13 protein-coding genes and 1 pseudogene are annotated in these 16,696 nt (G+C 63.1%); 5 read left to right on the top strand and 9 right to left on the bottom strand.

Annotated features, from left to right (window positions below; genetic code table 11):
• Nucleotides 1-198 precede the first annotated feature (198 nt).
• The 7 genes from infB to PDMSB3_RS07690 all read right to left on the bottom strand — a co-directional run bounded on the left by infB (nt 199) and on the right by PDMSB3_RS07690 (nt 11,721).
• Nucleotides 199-3,168, bottom strand: a complete 2,970-nt coding sequence (gene infB, locus PDMSB3_RS07720) for a translation initiation factor IF-2 (protein WP_007182295.1) — start codon at nt 3,166-3,168, stop codon at nt 199-201.
• A gap of 93 nt (nt 3,169-3,261) precedes the next feature.
• Nucleotides 3,262-4,737 carry a transcription termination factor NusA gene (gene nusA, locus PDMSB3_RS07715; RefSeq protein ID WP_007182296.1) on the bottom strand — a complete coding sequence of 492 codons (1,476 nt, stop codon included), beginning with the start codon at nt 4,735-4,737 and terminating at the stop codon, nt 3,262-3,264.
• Nucleotides 4,734-5,192: a ribosome maturation factor RimP gene (rimP, locus tag PDMSB3_RS07710; protein ID WP_007182297.1), complete on the bottom strand. Its 459-nt coding sequence runs from the start codon at nt 5,190-5,192 to the stop codon at nt 4,734-4,736. Before rimP ends, nusA begins: the two co-directional genes overlap by 4 nt.
• Nucleotides 5,193-5,743: 551 nt before the next feature.
• A complete protein-coding gene (rluB, locus tag PDMSB3_RS07705; protein ID WP_007182298.1) occupies nt 5,744-7,624 on the bottom strand; it encodes a 23S rRNA pseudouridine(2605) synthase RluB in 1,881 nt (626 codons plus the stop codon).
• A 64-nt stretch (nt 7,625-7,688) separates the two neighbouring features.
• Nucleotides 7,689-8,897, bottom strand: coding sequence for an SMC-Scp complex subunit ScpB (scpB, locus tag PDMSB3_RS07700; protein WP_007182299.1), 1,209 nt, complete (start codon nt 8,895-8,897; stop codon nt 7,689-7,691).
• A gap of 383 nt (nt 8,898-9,280) precedes the next feature.
• A complete protein-coding gene (locus tag PDMSB3_RS07695) occupies nt 9,281-10,507 on the bottom strand; it encodes a pyridoxal phosphate-dependent aminotransferase (protein WP_165185643.1) in 1,227 nt (408 codons plus the stop codon).
• Nucleotides 10,508-10,818: 311 nt separating this feature from the next.
• Complete coding sequence (locus PDMSB3_RS07690; protein ID WP_165185641.1) at nt 10,819-11,721, bottom strand: LysR family transcriptional regulator; 903 nt, start codon at nt 11,719-11,721, stop codon at nt 10,819-10,821.
• Between the two features lie 409 nt (nt 11,722-12,130).
• Here PDMSB3_RS07690 and PDMSB3_RS07685 point away from each other — a divergent pair.
• Both PDMSB3_RS07685 and PDMSB3_RS07680 read left to right on the top strand, forming a co-directional pair.
• Nucleotides 12,131-12,526, top strand: a pseudogene (locus tag PDMSB3_RS07685) (transposase); the annotation flags it as partial.
• Nucleotides 12,527-12,839: 313 nt separating this feature from the next.
• Entirely contained in the window at nt 12,840-13,094 is a 255-nt protein-coding gene (locus PDMSB3_RS07680) for a hypothetical protein (RefSeq protein ID WP_007182302.1), read from the top strand.
• A 338-nt stretch (nt 13,095-13,432) separates the two neighbouring features.
• Here the strand turns inward: PDMSB3_RS07680 and PDMSB3_RS07675 are convergent, their stop codons facing one another.
• Complete coding sequence (locus PDMSB3_RS07675) at nt 13,433-13,756, bottom strand: hypothetical protein (RefSeq protein ID WP_007182303.1); 324 nt, start codon at nt 13,754-13,756, stop codon at nt 13,433-13,435.
• A gap of 265 nt (nt 13,757-14,021) precedes the next feature.
• Here PDMSB3_RS07675 and PDMSB3_RS07670 point away from each other — a divergent pair, with 265 nt between their 5' ends.
• The 3 genes from PDMSB3_RS07670 to PDMSB3_RS07660 all read left to right on the top strand — a co-directional run bounded on the left by PDMSB3_RS07670 (nt 14,022) and on the right by PDMSB3_RS07660 (nt 15,778).
• Nucleotides 14,022-14,741: a YdcF family protein gene (locus tag PDMSB3_RS07670; protein WP_232064138.1), complete on the top strand. Its 720-nt coding sequence runs from the start codon at nt 14,022-14,024 to the stop codon at nt 14,739-14,741.
• A 248-nt stretch (nt 14,742-14,989) separates the two neighbouring features.
• A complete protein-coding gene (locus PDMSB3_RS07665; RefSeq protein ID WP_007182305.1) occupies nt 14,990-15,229 on the top strand; it encodes a hypothetical protein in 240 nt (79 codons plus the stop codon).
• 291 nt (nt 15,230-15,520) lie between these two features.
• The gene (locus PDMSB3_RS07660) at nt 15,521-15,778 is read left to right on the top strand and encodes a hypothetical protein (RefSeq protein WP_007182306.1); all 258 of its coding nucleotides are present in this window, start codon (nt 15,521-15,523) and stop codon (nt 15,776-15,778) included.
• Between the two features lie 103 nt (nt 15,779-15,881).
• Here PDMSB3_RS07660 and PDMSB3_RS07655 read toward each other — a convergent pair whose 3' ends face one another.
• Nucleotides 15,882-16,172 carry a putative quinol monooxygenase gene (locus PDMSB3_RS07655; protein WP_007182307.1) on the bottom strand — a complete coding sequence of 97 codons (291 nt, stop codon included), beginning with the start codon at nt 16,170-16,172 and terminating at the stop codon, nt 15,882-15,884.
• Nucleotides 16,173-16,696: the final 524 nt, after the last annotated feature.

Here is a 16,696-nt window from a genome sequence, read left to right as displayed (position 1 = left end):
TAACGGATGCAAAAAAGTGATTCGCGCCGGCGTGGTGCGGGCCTTGGTGCGGCCTTTTTATTCAGACGGCATCAAGGGCGGCCCGAACGACCGAAAGCTTGACGGCGGGCGCTCTGCGCGACAAACGTGTAGCACCAAAAACAACGGGCGGAGCGGGCGTTAAAGCCCGCTCCGCCCCCTAGAGCCGTGCCGCGTGAATTACAGCGTACGCGCGACTTCGGTGATCTCGAAGACTTCGAACTGATCGCCTTCGACGATGTCGTTGAAGTTCTTGATCGACATACCGCACTCGAAGCCCTGACGGACTTCCTTCACGTCGTCCTTGAAGCGCTTGAGCGAATCGAGCTCGCCCGTGAAGATGACAACGTTGTTGCGCAGCACGCGCACCGACGACGAGCGCTTGACGAAGCCGTCCGTGACCATACAGCCGGCCACCGCGCCGATCTTCGGTACCTTGAAGACCTGACGCACTTCGACCGTACCCGTGACGATTTCGCGCTTCTCCGGTGCCAGCATGCCCGACATCGCGGCCTTCACGTCATCCACTGCGTCATAGATGATGTTGTAGTAGCGAATATCGACGCCGTTGCTTTCCGCCAGCTTGCGAGCCTGCGCGTCCGCACGGGTGTTGAAGCCGATGATGACCGCCTTCGAAGCCGTTGCCAGGTTGACGTCGGACTCGCTGATGCCACCCACGGCGCCGTGCACGATCTGCACGCGCACTTCGTCGGTAGAAAGCTTGAGCAGCGACTGCACCAACGCTTCCTGCGAACCTTGCACGTCGGCCTTGACGATGAGCGGCATGTACGCAACTTCGCCTTCGCCCATCTGTTCCAGCATGTTCTCGAGCTTGGCGGCCTGCTGCTTGGCCAGCTTGACGTCGCGGAACTTGCCTTGACGGAACAGTGCGACTTCACGCGCCTTGCGGTCGTCCGGCATGACGATGACTTCTTCGCCAGCCTGCGGGACTTCCGAGAGACCCTGAATTTCGACCGGGATCGACGGACCCGCCGACTTGGTCGGCTTGCCGGTTTCGTCGAGCATGGCTCGCACGCGACCGTAAGCGCTACCTGCCAACACCACGTCGCCGCGGTTCAGCGTACCCGACTGCACCAGGATCGTTGCAACCGGACCCTTACCCTTATCGAGCTTCGCTTCGATGACGAGACCCTTGGCCGGCGCGTCGACCGGTGCCTTCAATTCCAGCACTTCGGCTTGCAGCAGCACGTTTTCGAGCAGATCGTCGATGCCCGCGCCGGTCTTGGCCGACACCGACACGAACGGCGAATCGCCACCGTATTCTTCCGGCACGACGCCTTCAGCGACGAGTTCCTGCTTGACGCGCTCCGGATTCGCATCCGGCTTGTCGATCTTGTTGATCGCGACGACGAGCGGCACGCCGCCTGCCTTCGCGTGGGCGATGGCTTCCTTCGTTTGCGGCATCACGCCGTCGTCGGCTGCCACCACCAGAATCACGATGTCGGTCGCCTTCGCACCGCGAGCACGCATGGCCGTAAAGGCTTCGTGACCCGGCGTGTCGAGGAACGTGATGACGCCGCGCGGCGTTTCGACGTGATAGGCGCCGATATGCTGCGTAATCCCGCCCGCTTCACCCGCTGCGACCTTGGCGCGGCGAATGTAGTCGAGCAGCGACGTCTTGCCGTGGTCGACGTGACCCATGACCGTGACGACCGGCGGACGCGGCAGCGATTCCGCATCCGACACTTCGCCTTCGACCAGCATGGCTTCCGGATCGTCCAGCTTGGCCGCAACCGCGTGGTGGCCCAGTTCCTCGACGATGATCATCGCCGTTTCCTGGTCCAGCATCTGGTTGATCGTGACCATCTGGCCGAGCTTCATCATCGACTTGATGACTTCCGACGCCTTGACCGCCATCTTGTGCGCCAGATCGGCGACCGTGATGGTTTCCGGCACGTGCACTTCACGCACGATCGGTTCGGTCGGCGCCTGGAACGTGGTGTTCTGATCCTGATGCTTGCCGCGACCCTTCGGGCCACCGCGCCAGCCGCGATCGACACCGCCGCTCGTGTCGCCACGCGTCTTGATGCCGCGGCGCTTGGCTGCGTCGTCCTGCCAGCCGCCTTTGCCGCCGCCCGGCTTCTTCTTGTCGCCGGCGGAAGGCGTGGTCGTGGCAGCGGGAGCCGCAGCAGCCGGTTTCTTGGCTGCCGGACGGGCCGGTGCCTCGCCCGCCGGACGCGCCGGCTTGTGCAGCGTGCCTTTGGCTTCCGCGGCCTTGGCCGGCTCAGCGGGCTTCGGTGCCGGTTCCGGCGCCTTGACCTGCGCCTTGCGCGGCGTGTTCATCATTTCGCGAATCGCGCGCGCTTCGGCTTCAGCCGCGGCACGGCGCTTGGCAATTTCTTCCTGCTCGGCACGCGCTTTCTCGGCAGCCTGACGCGCTGCGTCTTCTGCTTTCTTCGCGGCTTCGCGTTGCGCTGCACGTTCTGCGGCAGCGCGCTCGTCGTCCTGCTCGCTTTGCTTGGCGACCACCGGCTCCGCTGCCTTGGCCACTACCGGCTCCGCCTTTGCGGCTGCCGGTTGCGCGGCTTGCGCGGGCTTCGAAGCCTGTGTCTGCTGCTCGCGAGCCGCCGCCTCGGCCGCAGCCGCTGCGCGCTTCTTCGCTGCTTCTTCTTCGGCGCGGCGACGCTCGGCTTCGGCAGCCGCTTCACGCGCCTGACGTTCCGCTTCTTCGCGTTCGAGTTGTTCCTGGCGAGCCTTCAGCTCCTGAGCCTGCTTTTCGAGCAGTTCGGCTTCGTGACGAGCTTCCTCTTCACGACGCTGGAGTTCGAGATCGTCGACGTCGGCCTCGGCCACATGATTCGATGCATCTCCGTTTTCGGCGGAGGTTTCGTCGCGGCGGACGAAAGTGCGCTTCTTACGCACCTCGACCTGAATGGTGCGAGCTTTGCCCGTCGCATCGGATTGCTTGATTTCCGACGTATGCCGTTTCGTCAGCGTGATCTTGCGCTTGTCAGCATCAGTCGAGCCGTGAGACTTGCGCAAGTGGTCGAGCAGACGCGCCTTGTCCGTTTCGGACAAGCTGTCGTCTTCGCTCGCTTTTGTGACGCCCGCCGCCTGCAGCTGCTCAAGCAGCACGCCTGCAGGCATTTTCAGTTCCGCGGCAAATTGGGCTACGTTGTTACTCGCCATTCATTCCTCTTAATGCAAGGACCGATTCCTTGCGGTTAGCATCGGGTCATGCGGCCTGACGGCCGCTTCAATTTAGTGCGCCATGGTCATTTCTCACTGGAACCAGTGTTCACGTGCTTTCATGATCAACGCCTTAGCGGCATCCTCTTCCATTCCGGTCATCTCGACCAGTTCATCCACAGCCAGCTCGGCGAGTTCGTCGCGCGTCTGGATCTGATGTTCGGCCAGTTTTGCGAGCAGGTCGGCGTCCATACCGTCCAGGCTCTTCAGGTCGAGCGCTACATTTTCGACCTTTTCTTCATTCGCGATCGCCAGCGTCAACAGCGCGTCGCGCGAGCGATTACGCAGTTCGTGAACGGTGTCTTCGTCGAATGCCTCGATTTCGAGCATTTCGTTGAGCGGCACATAGGCGATCTCTTCGAGGCTCGTAAAGCCTTCGTCGATCAGGATGTCGGCCACTTCTTCGTCGACATCGAGACGCGCCATGAACAGGTCACGCAGTACGCCGCGCTCCTGATTCTGCTTCTGCGCAGATTCGTCCGGCGTCATGATGTTGATCTGCCAGCCGGTGAGTTCGCTGGCAAGACGGACGTTCTGGCCGCTGCGGCCGATCGCGACCGCCAGTTCGTTTTCGTCTACGACGACGTCCATCGAATGCTTTTCTTCATCGACGACGATCGACTGGACGGCTGCCGGCGCGAGCGCGCCGATCACAAACTGTGCGGGATCCTCCGACCATAGCACGATGTCGACGTTTTCGCCACCGAGCTCGTTACGCACAGCCTGCACGCGCGAACCGCGAATGCCGACGCAGGTGCCGATCGGATCGATGCGCTTGTCGTATGCGACCACGCCGATCTTGGCGCGCACGCCCGGATCCCGCGCGGCTGCCTTGATTTCCAGCAGGCCCTGTTCGATTTCCGGCACTTCCATCTCGAACAGCTTCATCAGGAATTCGGGCGCCGTACGCGACAGTTCGATCTGCGGACCGCGAGCGGTGCGATCGACCTTCGCGATGTAGGCGCGCACGCGGTCGCCCACGCGCAGATTTTCCTTCGGAATCAGCTGGTCGCGGCGCAGCAGCGCCTCGACACGACCAGTTTCGACGATGAAGTTGCCTTTATCCAGGCGCTTCACCGAGCCGGTCATGATGTGCTCGCCGCGCTCGAGGAAGTCGTTCAGGATCTGTTCGCGTTCGGCGTCGCGCACCTTCTGCAGGATCACCTGCTTGGCGGCCTGCGCGCCGATACGGCCGAACTCGATCGACGGCACCGGCTCTTCGATGTACTCGTCGAGCTGGATCTCGGGCTTCTGCTCGCGTGCTTCGAACAGCAGGATTTCCTGATCCGGTTCCTGCAAACCGGCTTCGTCCGGCACCACTTTCCAGCGGCGAAACGTTTCGTGCTCGCCGCTTTCACGGTCGATATGGACGCGGATATCCGCATCTTCTTCGAAGAGTTTCTTGGAGGCCGAAGCGAGAGCCGCTTCGAGCGCGGCAAATACCACGTCTTTGTCGACATTCTTCTCGCGTGCCAGCGCATCCACCAGCATCAACACTTCGCGACTCATTGTTTGCGGCTCCTAAAGTCAACTTTCGGAACGAGGCGTGCTTTGTCCATGTCCGCGAGCGTGAAATCGAGCATCGCGGCGCCTTCCTTCCCTTCAAATTCCAGACCGATCGTCTCGCCTTGCGGAGCATGCAGGATGCCCCGGTACGATTTCCGTCCGTCCAATGGCTTTTTCAATGTGATTACCACTTCGCTGCCTGCGAAGCGTTCGAAATCCGCCAGTTTCTTCAGCGGGCGGTCGAGACCGGGCGACGATACTTCAAGCCGCTCGTAATCGATATTTTCGACCGTCAGAACGTGCTGGAGCTGACGCGTGACTTTCTCGCAGTCTTCGATCGCAATGCCGGCCGGCTGGTCGATATAAATACACAACATGCCGCGCCCGGTGCGCTCGAGATCGACGAGCTCGTAGCCGAGTCCCACGACCGTGGTTTCAATCAGTTCCGTCAGTTGCACAATGCCCTCTTAGATGTTCGCGCAGCGAGCCTGCCGCCTGTTCTGCAAACAACCAATGCGGGCCGCGCGCCAAGCCGGCGCACGTTCGTGCTACCCGAGATGCCGAACCACTGAGAACTGAGCGGCAAAAAAAAATGGGCTAAACGCCCATCATCTTATTACCGGTGGTCGCACCTGAGCCGCACATAAAAAGCCGCACGCCCAGCGACTTCGCGATTGTAGCCATTTTTCAGGACAAACGCAAACCGCAGAACGCCGCCCAACGCGCATTTCCGCTTGATTTCATGCGAATCCTGCAACGATATGGCGACACTTCCGGCCTTTTGCAAGGCGGCTCGCGCCGCCCCGTATTCACACGGGACCGGCGGGGCAAGTGAAATCCGCCCCCATTTCCACCGATGGGCTACGGTTTTATGTGCCGCATGAAAACTGAGAGAGGCACGAAACTCAGGTCGCGTCGATCGACAATGACGGTGGCTGGAGACAATCGCTAAAGAACGATCAGTGGCCGACCGCCATGCATGACCCGCTTATCGCTCGACGACCACTGCTCAACGGCCGCGCGAACGGCCGCGCGGTGCGCCGCCACCGCGATTTGCACCGCCGGGGCTGGCGTTTCCGCCGCCCGCGCGGTTGGCATTGCCGCCCCGATTGCCGGCCGGCCCGCGGTTGTTGCCGCCATTGCCCGGATTGGCACCCGCACCGCCGACACGCTTGCCGCCGCCTGCCGCACGATTGCCATTGCCCGACGGCGCGCGGTTGCCGTCGACTTCACGGCCGCCACGCGGGCCGCCCGCACCCCCACCCCCGCCCATCGGGCCGCTGAAGCCGCCGGCGCTGCGGCCGGCGCCGCGATTGCCATAGCCGCCGCCGAAACCCGCGCCCGCGCCACCAGCAAAACCGCCGCCTGCCGCACCACCGCGCCGACCCTGGCCGCGTGGCGGCTGCTGATCGAAACGGCCATGCGACATCAACACCGGCTCACGGTTAATAAAACCCATCGACGTTTGCATCGGATCCGGCTGCTTGCGCTCCGGCGCCGCGTTGCGGCTGCCTCGCTCTTCGGTCGGCGCCTTCAGACCCACCGACGCCATCAGCGCACGCACCTGGTTGTCTTCCAGCTCTTCCCAACGGCCGCGCTTGAGGCCCTTGGGCAGCGAGATCGGACCGTGACGAGTACGGATCAGGCGGCTGACCATCAGGCCGGCCGCTTCGAACATACGACGCACTTCGCGGTTACGCCCCTCGGCGAGCGCGACGTGGTACCAGTGATTGGTACCTTCGCCGCCGCCGTCGCGAATCCGCAGGAAGTTCGCCGGGCCGTCGTCCAGTTCGACGCCGTGCAGAAGCTTCTGACGCATGCCTTCGGCCAGTTCGCCGACCACGCGCACCGCATATTCACGCTCGACGCTATAACGCGGGTGCATGAAACGGTTCGCCAGATCGCCCGACGTGGTCAGCATCAGCAGACCTTCCGTGTTGAAATCGAGACGGCCGACCGCCAGCCACTTGGCGGTTTTCATCGGCGGCAGCTTGTCGAACACCGAAGGACGGCCTTCCGGATCGGCATGGCTGACGATTTCGCCGGTCGGTTTGTGATACAGCAGCACACGCGGCGGCTTGTTGGCCAGCTTGCGCTTGACCGGCTTGCCATTGATGCGAACCTGGTCGGTCGGCATGATGCGCTGGCCGATATGAGCCGGCTCGCCATTCACCGACACCCGGCCGGCGACGATCAACTCCTCCATGTCACGGCGCGAACCCATGCCGGCTTCAGCCAGCACTTTGTGCAGCTTCGGTGCGTCGTCGTCCGCGGCGAGCACGCGCTTGGGCGCGGCCGGCTTGCCACGACGCAGCATCGGAGCGCGCACCCCGCCGGTGGCGCTGTTGTCCGCGTCGAACGCGGGCGACGTGACGTACGAGAACAGATCGTCCTGACCGGCTTCCGTCGCAACCGCCGGCGCTTCACCGCCGCGGCGGTTCTGACGCTGGCCGCCTTCGCGCGGCTGACGCTCGCGCTGGCCTTCGCCCGGTGCGCCTTCACGTGCGGCGCCTTCACGCGGTGCGCCTTCGCGGCGCGCGCCGCCTGCATTGCGCCGCGATCCCTGACCCTTGGCACCGGCATCCTTGCGCGGCATACGCACTTGCGCAACGACCTCGCCGTCCGGTGGTGCCTCGCCGACGACCGGCGCCTCCTGCGCGGCGGCGCCTTCGGCGCCCTTCGTCTTCGCGCCGGCGCGGCGCCGCGCGATCAGGCTGCGCGGCCCGCGACGCAGGCCGCGGCGCGGACGGTCTTCACCGTCTGCTTCCGTGGTCTGCGCCGGGCGCTCGCCCTCGCCTGCCGACGCTTGCGTGGTGCGCGTTTCGTCGGCGCGAGCCGACGGCACGGCGCGCTCGGATTCGGACGAATCGGTGTCGTGGGTATGTGTCAAAACAACCTCAAAATGTCAGGTCGCGCACGCCCGTTGCGGGCGTGGCAAAAAAAGTTCGGTTACGTCAGGCGCTGCGCGACTCGGGTTCGTCGTCGGTCAGAATGCCTGCGTCCTGCGCCGCATCGCGACGATCCTCTGGATCGCCGTGCGCCGCCTTGGTCGGGTTCGGCTCGGCGGCGTGCTCCGTATTGCGGAGTACGCCCGAGTCGTGCGCGGGTATTGCCGGATCGGTCTGGGAGACCGGATCGTGGTTCTCTGCGGACCCGGCGGAGCCGGTCTGCGGTGCAACGTGTTCCACGTGTGCCGTTTGGGCATGTTCCTGCGCGGCGGGCGCACCAGGCGCGTCCGGATGCGACCCGGATGCCGGTGCGATTTCCACTGCGCTACCGGCCACTTCGGCCACGTATCCAGATTCCACCGGCTCAGCGTGCTGCTTCTGATGCGCTTCAGCCTGCTCGCCAGCGATTTCCGTTCCCGACGTCTCGCCTGCCGTCTCGGGCTGGCTATCATCGGCATGGCTATCCGCGCTTGCGTCTGCGAAACCGGACTGCAGCGGCTCGCCCACGGCCGGAGAAATATCCTGCAACTCGCCAGTCGCAGCCGTGCCGACAACCGTGTCAGTGGCAGCGCCCGCTTCAATTACGCCAGAATCCACCTGTTCTTCAAGCGCGCCATCTTCGTCCGAGGTCACGGCCTGCACGGTATCGGCGTCTGCGAACTCGATCGCATGCTGGCCGAGCAGATCCGCGTTCAACTGCGCTGACGGATCCGCAAGCGGCGGCAATTCGTCGAGCGCCGTCAGCCCGAGATCGTCGAGGAACTGCCGCGTAGTCGCGTACAGCGCGGGACGGCCCGGCACGTCACGATGACCGATCACTTCGATCCAGTTACGATCTTCGAGCTGCTTGACGACCTGCGTATTCACCGTAACGCCGCGAATCTCTTCAATATCGCCACGCGTGACGGGTTGCCGGTAGGCAATGATCGCGAGCGTTTCGAGTACCGCGCGCGAATATTTCGGCGGTTTCTCAGGATGCAAGCGATCCAGATACGAACGCATTGCGGGCTTGCTTTGAAACCGCCAGCCCGACGCCAGCCCGACCAACTCCACACCGCGCCCAGACCAATCCTGCTTGAGGTCTTCGAGCAAAGTCCGAACGGTGTCTGCCGACACGCCGTCGGCAAAGAGCTTGCGTAACTCGCCGAGCTTTAACGGCTCCTGCGCGCAGATCAAGGCAGTCTCGAGGACGATCTTCGCCTCTTGGGTATTCATGCAGCTAGGTCAGACCCTGTGGTCAAAGAACCGGATCAAACAGACGATGTGGAACTGAAGACGCGCTCGCCCGATTCTGATCGGTCATATTGATGGGAGCACGCACCGGGGGGAGGCGAAACAGACAATCGAACCAAACCCAGCCGGACGGAGCAGCGATATTCCTGAAAGGAATCGCGTGACTGAGCGCCATATTACGCAAAAACAATCAGTGCGTAAAGATGAAATCCCCCGCGCATTTTCCGGCGCCGCCTTGACGGACGTGCTTTGGCGAAAAAACAGGCTTAATTGGACGGAAAGCCGCGTTCTTCGGCTGTTGTTCGCCCCGCTTTGCTCAAGTTTGCTCAAAATTGTTTTGCGCAGCCGCCTTTTCCGCCCCGCAGTCAGCGGGCCGTCGTCTGCTGCGCGAGGAACCGTTTCAGACGCTCGACACCCTCGTCCAGCCGCGCCGTGTCGCAGGCATAGCACCAGCGGACGAAGCCCTCGCCTTGCGGACCAAACGCACTGCCTGGCGCCACGCCGAGTCCCACGCCGCGCACCATCGCCTTGCACAGCTCCAGACTGTGCGCCGCGCCGGGCATCGAGAAAAACAGGTACATCGCGCCTGGCGGCGCCTTCACGTCGACGCCGGGCACGGCGCTAAGCGCGCGCACCAGATGGTCGCGCGACGCTTTCAGGTCATGCACCAGTTCCCGCGTAAAGGATTCGCCCTGCTCGATGGCCGCGATGCCCGCGTGCTGAACGAACGCCGGCGCGCACGAGGTGTTGTATTCGACGAGCTTGCCCAGATCGTCCTTCAACGAGGCGGGTGCGACGATCCAGCCGAGCCGCCAGCCTGTCATCAACCACGCCTTGGAAAACGAATTGACGCAGATCACGCGTTCGTCGCGCGTGGCCAGATCGAGGAACGACGGCGCGGTACGCGGGGGCGCCTCGGGATCGGCGGGATCGGCGTCCGCATAGTAAAGGCGCTCGTAGACCTCGTCCGCGACGATCCAGATGCCGTGGCGGCGGCAATGCGTCAGCACGGCGCGCTGCTCGTCGCGGCTCATCACCCAGCCGGTCGGATTGTTCGGCGAGTTGATCAGCAGCATTTTCGTGTCGGGCGTCAGCGCCGCCTGCAATTGCTCGAGGTCGAGCTGCCAGCCGTGCTCGCCATAGCCGAGCGCGACGGTTTCGACATGCGCGCCGAGAATCTTCGGAATCTCGACCAGATTCGGCCAGAGCGGCGTAACCGCGACGACGCGGTCGCCCGCGCCCACCACGAGTTGCGCCGCAAGCATCAATGCATTGACGCCCGCGCTCGTCACCGCGATATGCTCCGGCGACGTCGCGCCGTGCAGGTTGCTGACATAGCCCGCGAGCGCGGTGCGCAGCGGCGCGATGCCCAGATTGTGCGTGTAGAAGGTCGCGCCCGCGGCCAGCGCTGCGCTCGCGGCGTCGCGGATAAAGGCCGGCGTGACGCGGTCGGACTCGCCGAACCAGAAAGGCAGTACGTCGTCGACGCCGAAGCCCGCGTTGGCGACTTCACGGATCTGCGAAGGACGCAGCGCGCGCACGGCGTCGCGCGCATTAGGGATGGATGGCACAGGCAGATCCGATTCGCTCATTGATGCTTCCAGACGGGTGAAGGGCATGGAGTGAAATTCAGCGGAGGCGACAGTTTAGCGTGGCGCTTCGTTTCGAGACGGCGAAGGCGCCGGATTTAAGAACGCCTGGTTTAAGAGCACCCGGTTTATGAGCGCCGGACTTAAGGACGCCGAACGCGAATTCGCTAACTTCAAAGCCGCCGACTGCGCATTCGCCGCCTCGAAATCTCCGTGGACGATCAACCACGGGAAGGGCCATTCAACGCGCACCACCTCCCCAACAAGCGCTCGCCAAGCTCCGGGAAACATCACGCTCACCGCACCCCAAACCACTAGGCCAAGTCCTCCGCCCGCCCCGGCAATTGACGAATCAGCCCCCACACCGCCTCCGCCGCCGGCGAAAGCGAGCGATCACGCCGGCGCACCAGTTCGACCGTTCGCTCGGCACGTGGCACGAGCGGCCGGGCAACCAGCGAAGCCCCCGCCGGCAGCGGCAATGCCAGCCACGGCAGCACACTCACGCCGACGCCCGCCTCGACCAGCCCAAAAACGGTCGCGGAATGCCCCAACTCCTGCACCACCGTGGCGCTCACGCCGTATTCCTGCATCACGGCGTCGATGATCGGCCGGCTGCCCGACGCGTAGTCGAGCATGACGAGCTGCTGGCCTTCCAGATCCGTCCACGCTATCCGCTCCTGTGCCGCCAACGGGTGATCGTCGCGGCAAACGACACAGAACGAATCCGTCATCAGCGATTCGCTGAGCAGGTCGTCAGCGGCGAACGGGCCGATGATCACGCCGAAGTCGACCTCGCCCGACTTGACCTTGCGCACCACGTCGCTCTGCACGTCGTCGCGCAAACCCAGGGCGACGTAGGGAAACTGCTGCCCGCACGCGGCCACCACGCGCGGCATGAGGCGGCACGCCACCGTCGGGCTCGCGGCCACCACCACCCGTCCGCGACGCTGCTCGCCAATTTCGCGGATCTCTCGCAGTGCGTCGTCCAGATCCGTCAGCAGACGCGACACGCTCGACACCAGGTTGCCGCCCACATCCGTGAGCCGCACCTCGCGGGTGGTGCGATCGATCAGCTTGAGGCCGATCTCGCTCTCCAGTTCGCGCACGCAGCGGCTGACGGCCGACTGCGTCAGGCCGATTTCATCGCCGGCCCGGCTGAAGCTTTGCAGACGGGCGACCTCGATGAAAACCCTTAGCTGGCGCAGCGTGACATTCATTTACCAACCTCATCAATTGCATCATTTGATGCGCATTGTATGGCGAAAGTCAGCACCACATTCGTTTTTCACTATTGCGTTGCAATGCAGCAATAAGGCGCGAACGCACGCTGGTCGGGCCTGATTGCACAAGATTGGTGATTGTCCCGATTTGCGAGATGGGTTTTTTGGATTCTTATACGCCCCTAGCTAGCGCCCGCGCTGGCCCGCTGTCACGGGGCTTTCAGGCGGTTGGACTCAACTTGGCACACTTCCTGCATTTACCTGCACACAAGGGTCGGCGCCATGATTCTGACTGCATAGCAGACCGTGGCAAGCCCGACCCTCCTTGGCACTCGCCTATCGAGTGCATGGAGAGTGCGCGGCGCGGGGCAGCGCACCGGAGTTAGCTTCGCTGAGGTGAAACATGATGCTGTTCGACGATTTGAGAGACAACGAGTGGGCGCTGGTCGAGGCGTTGTTCTGTGCGGAGCCAGCACGGAGCGAACGGCGCGGTCGGCCACGCGTAGAAGCGCGCGCGGTTGTCAACGCCGTGCTGTGGGTGCTGTCGACAGGCGAAGGCTGGTCCAAACTGCCGGGCCGTTATCCGTCGCCGCCGACTTGCCGCCGTCGCTTCGACGAGTGGCAAGCCGATGGTACGCTCGCCGAAATAGTTAAGCGACTCGGCACGAGCGGCCGCGAAATTTCGCTGCGCGGCCGTATTGGCGCGACCGCTGCGAAACCGCCGGCACCGCCGAGCCGTGACCGCCTGCGCGGCGCGTTCTGGACCAACCCGGAATCGTGGCGCGCTCCGGTCAAAATGGCCTGACGCGAACTGCTTCACTGCCTCACTGCCGGGCGCTTACGGGCGCCCGGCATATATCTGTTCCCCGGGTCGCCGTGCGCTGCAAGCCGGCGCTCGACGCATCAGTCATGGGCACCGCTCTCCGGCGCGCCTAGCATAGTCGTCCCTCCTGTTACACCCAGCCTGCCTGTGCGCTGCTTCAGACGTCTGAAGCAGCGCGTTAGTTGCTGGTGAAACATCCATTTACTATTACTTACAGCGTGCTTTCGCGACTGGGCATACCTTATGTGTATGCAAACAGGCCTTGAGTCAATCGGCTTGACGGGAGCTCAGCATGAAACCAATGTCACTGCTTCTGTGCGGCATTGTCGTTTCATCGATGGCCGCACCGGCGCTCGCACAGCAGCGCCAACAGGCTTGGAACTGGCGGCCGGATCGTGCGGCCACCGTCGAAGCCTGGCAGCAAGGCGACACGCACGCTCGCGATTTCACGCCGCCCGCGCCGCGCGGGGATTTGCGCGGCGATATCGCCAGCAACGTGCGCACACGGCCGGAGGCGCCTCGCCAGGATCCGACGCGTCGGCATTAGCCATGCTCAGCGTATGGACAGCGATTCTCCGCCCGCCCGCAAGACAGCGTTGCGGATATTGATTAATTGGGGGAACCACCCCGCCTTATGGCAGTCTGATTTAGCGCCATTAGCGCAGCGTGGCAGTAGTAATTCCGGTACGCCCGTATCCTCGCGATACGGGCTTTTTTTTGAGCCTTTCTTGCAGCTATTGTGCGTAACCAGCGCGTGTAGATGCGCAAAGCGTCCGGTGCGGCACCGATGTGCCACACGTGGATTACACAGCAGAAGATCGGAGCAATGGAATCACGCCGGCCGCGTCGAGCGGCCGGGAAATAATGCCTGCCAGTCTGCCGGACCTATGGCCGGACTTCGAGCGCGGCGGCAGGCCGCGTGTCGGCTGTGGCCACGACGTAGTCGTTCATTCGCTGTGCAGTCCAGCTGAGCAGGCGCTCGTCGTGTGCGAGCCGCGCAAACTCCGCTCTGCCCCGCTCGGTGAGCACGGCGATATCAACCGGTGCATGAAAACCCGGAGCCGGTGCGACAGTGCGCTGCCGAACGGTGTCCATCAAGCCTAGTGCGCGAAGATATTGAAAGACGCCCGGCCTTCTGGCCCATGGAACCTGGCGATATTGCGCCCGCCGCAGCGCTTCAAGTACCGCTTCGTTGGAATACGTGGTCATCTCACTTCTTTCTTAAAGTGCAGCTATGACACATCCATGCCAACACGTCACCGCGCCACCAGTGACGCGCATAGCACCCGCCCTTGGCTGGAAGCTGGCTGCCACTGGTGCAGCCGAATTCCGCCAGGTGCTGCCTGGTCTCGTTTTCGGAACCCCCGTCTGAACGCCATGTTAGCGTTCTGTCCACGAACCGACGATGCAACCGCTGCGGCGCGATAGCAAGCTCGTAGATTTGTCCCGAAAGACATACGTTACCCCATTTAAATTGATTCTATTCACTTTATTGGCGCTTTTTTTTGCAGCAATCGTGCTATGGAAGCGTGCCAGACGGCCGCTCGCCGTCTGCACCGCTGCCTTGTTCTGGCTGCTCGCCGCCGGCTGGCTTACCGTACCCTTACTGCATCTCGCACAGCCGCGCTGGCAGACCGATACGCCCGCCCGATTCGCTCCGCGCACTGCCATCATCATGCTGGGCGGCGGCACGGTCTATGACGACGACCACGTGCTCGTACCCCCCCGCGACGTGCTCGCGCGCATCATGGCGAGCGCGCAGAACTACGCCGCCTGCAAACGTGCCGCGGCCATATGCCATGTCATCGTGAGCGGCGGCAATCCGCAGCGGCATCGCGCGACCGAGGCCGATACCTATCTGCCTTATCTGTTGCGCCAGCAGGTGCCGCGCGCGGACATCGTGCTGGAAAACAGCAGCCGCACTACCTATGAAAACGCGCGCAACGTGTCCGCCGTTCTGGAGGGCTCACGTTACGATTCGTTGATCCTCATTACCTCCGCCTACCAGATGCCGCGCGCCATGCTCGACTTCCACCGTTTCGGCCTCGCACCGCAACCGATGATTTCGAACGCGCGGCGCGCACACCTTGGTGTACTACCGCGTTATGACAATCTGGTGAGTGCGGAGATCGCGTTGCATGAACTGATCGGGATCGCACAATTTCATGTCTATCGTGCAATCGGCTGGTTCTAGAATCCAGACAACATCACCAACCAGTTTATTTAGAGATGCGAAGGTTGTGGTTAGGCATTCAACCCTTGCCGTGACTTGGGCGTGAAATCAGCCCGTGTCGCGACGGGGCGTGAGCGTAACAAGATGTAACGAATTGTCATCGCGCTTACAAAACCTCCCGCTGGAGCGGATATTGCTGACTAGAATGCAGTGTCTTTCCGTCTGGACAGGCAACTACTCGGGTCCACAACCACTCTGCGGAGGTAGCAATGAAGAAAGTGTCCCTGGCGATCCTGGTTTCCCTCAGTGCCGTAACGGGCGCGGCTTATGCGCAGGACAACGGCGTCATGATGAGCACCGATCCGGCCAAGGCCGCCGACGTCGAGCAGCGTGCGCAAGATTTGCAAAACCGCCAGCAAGCAATGGAAAGCGCACCGGCCGCGACAATGAAACACCATAAGGGAGGCATGCATCACAAAAAAGCTCCCAAGGCGGACGCCGGGTCGTAAGCACCCGGGTCGCAAGCGCAATTACTCACTCACCTGCGGCCCTGCCGCGGAGGTGAAAAGCCGAAGCCGGCACCGCCGGCTTCGGCTTTTTGTTGTCTAATCGACTGGCGAGAGCGCTAGCGAAGCAGCTGGCAAAGGACTTGCAAGCCCCGGATCAGCGCGGCGTGCCCACCAGGCGCGAACGGGCCGCTCGAGCCCTGCGGCGCGCAGCCGACGGTGTGCTAAAGTCGCGCACCGACCGGCACCCAGCCGGAATCCCTAACCCGTGCGCACCCTGGTGCGGAGGACAGCATGAGCAACATCCAGCTTGATATCGAATGGACTGAGGCCGCATCTCGCAAAATCGAAAAACTGATGCCGCGCGGCGGTCAGGAGGCGTTTCTGGCGCTGCCGCCCGTCGAATGCCTGCCGATGGAAGGCGACGTGCTGTTTCTCGGGCCGGACGGCAAGCAGCAGCCGTTCATCGTCGCGGAACGGCAGTATCACCACGACGGCGACGCCGACTGGACCATCATCCTGATCCTCGACGTTCCGCAAGCCACGCATTAACAGCCCGATGTAATCAAACGGCACGCGGATTTGCCGGGCCAACTCATTCGGCCGGCAACCCGCGCGCCGTTGCGCGACGCGCCGTCTGTCGCCGCCCGCCCGTTCAGGCGATCTTCGACACGACGCGAACTTCCGCGTGCTCGACCCAGTCCGCCACCACTTTCCTGTAAGCCGTGATGTGCGCGGATTGCGCATGCGCCGCCAGGGCTTCCTGGCTTTCCCAACGCTCGACAAATACGAACCGGCGCGGCTCCTGCACGTCGCGGTGCAAATCGTATTGAAGCGCTCCCTGTTCCTTGCGCGTCGGCCCGACCAGCCCTTCGAGCACCTCACTCAGTTGCTCCTCGTAGCCCGGCTTCGCCACCGAGATTGCGACCACCGCGATTTCCGACATGCCTAACCTCCGTTTCACAGAAAGCAGCAGCATACCGGGCGCCCGCCAAACGTGCAGGATCCGCGTACCGGCCGGCGGCTTCGCCGGCCACGCATCGTCGGGGCCGAGCCGATAACCCGTTCCTGCGCCCCTACGTCAGAGCCGCCCTTGCCTGGAGTTTGGCGGGTGTCCGCGTGGCGCCCTGTTACGCTCGTTTTCATACAGGCGATTGATTGCGACGAAGGCAATCGGTTTTGCGCACGGCAAGCGGGTGCAAAACTCGCGCGACAGGCCGGCGGCAGCATGGCGGACGGCCTTGGGAAACCGCCCGGCGGGACATCCGGCAGGAGCGCCGGCACAACCCCGCGTCTGTGATTACCCGCACATTCACGCGAATTGCAAACTGCTAGACTGGTTTTGATTAATCCGCCGGAGTTCAGCATGGCTGGCATTGCTCTGCGCGTTCCCGGGCTGTATCCGACCCGCCCCGCACACGTGAGGGCCGAGCCTCCGTTGCGCGCCGAATCGTCGAGCGCGCCCCGTCA

Origin of the sequence: Paraburkholderia dioscoreae, assembly GCF_902459535.1 — a bacterium.
GTDB lineage: Bacteria > Pseudomonadota > Gammaproteobacteria > Burkholderiales > Burkholderiaceae > Paraburkholderia > Paraburkholderia dioscoreae.
Note: the sequence above shows the minus strand (reverse complement) of the source record. Positions and strands in the feature narration are given on the sequence as shown.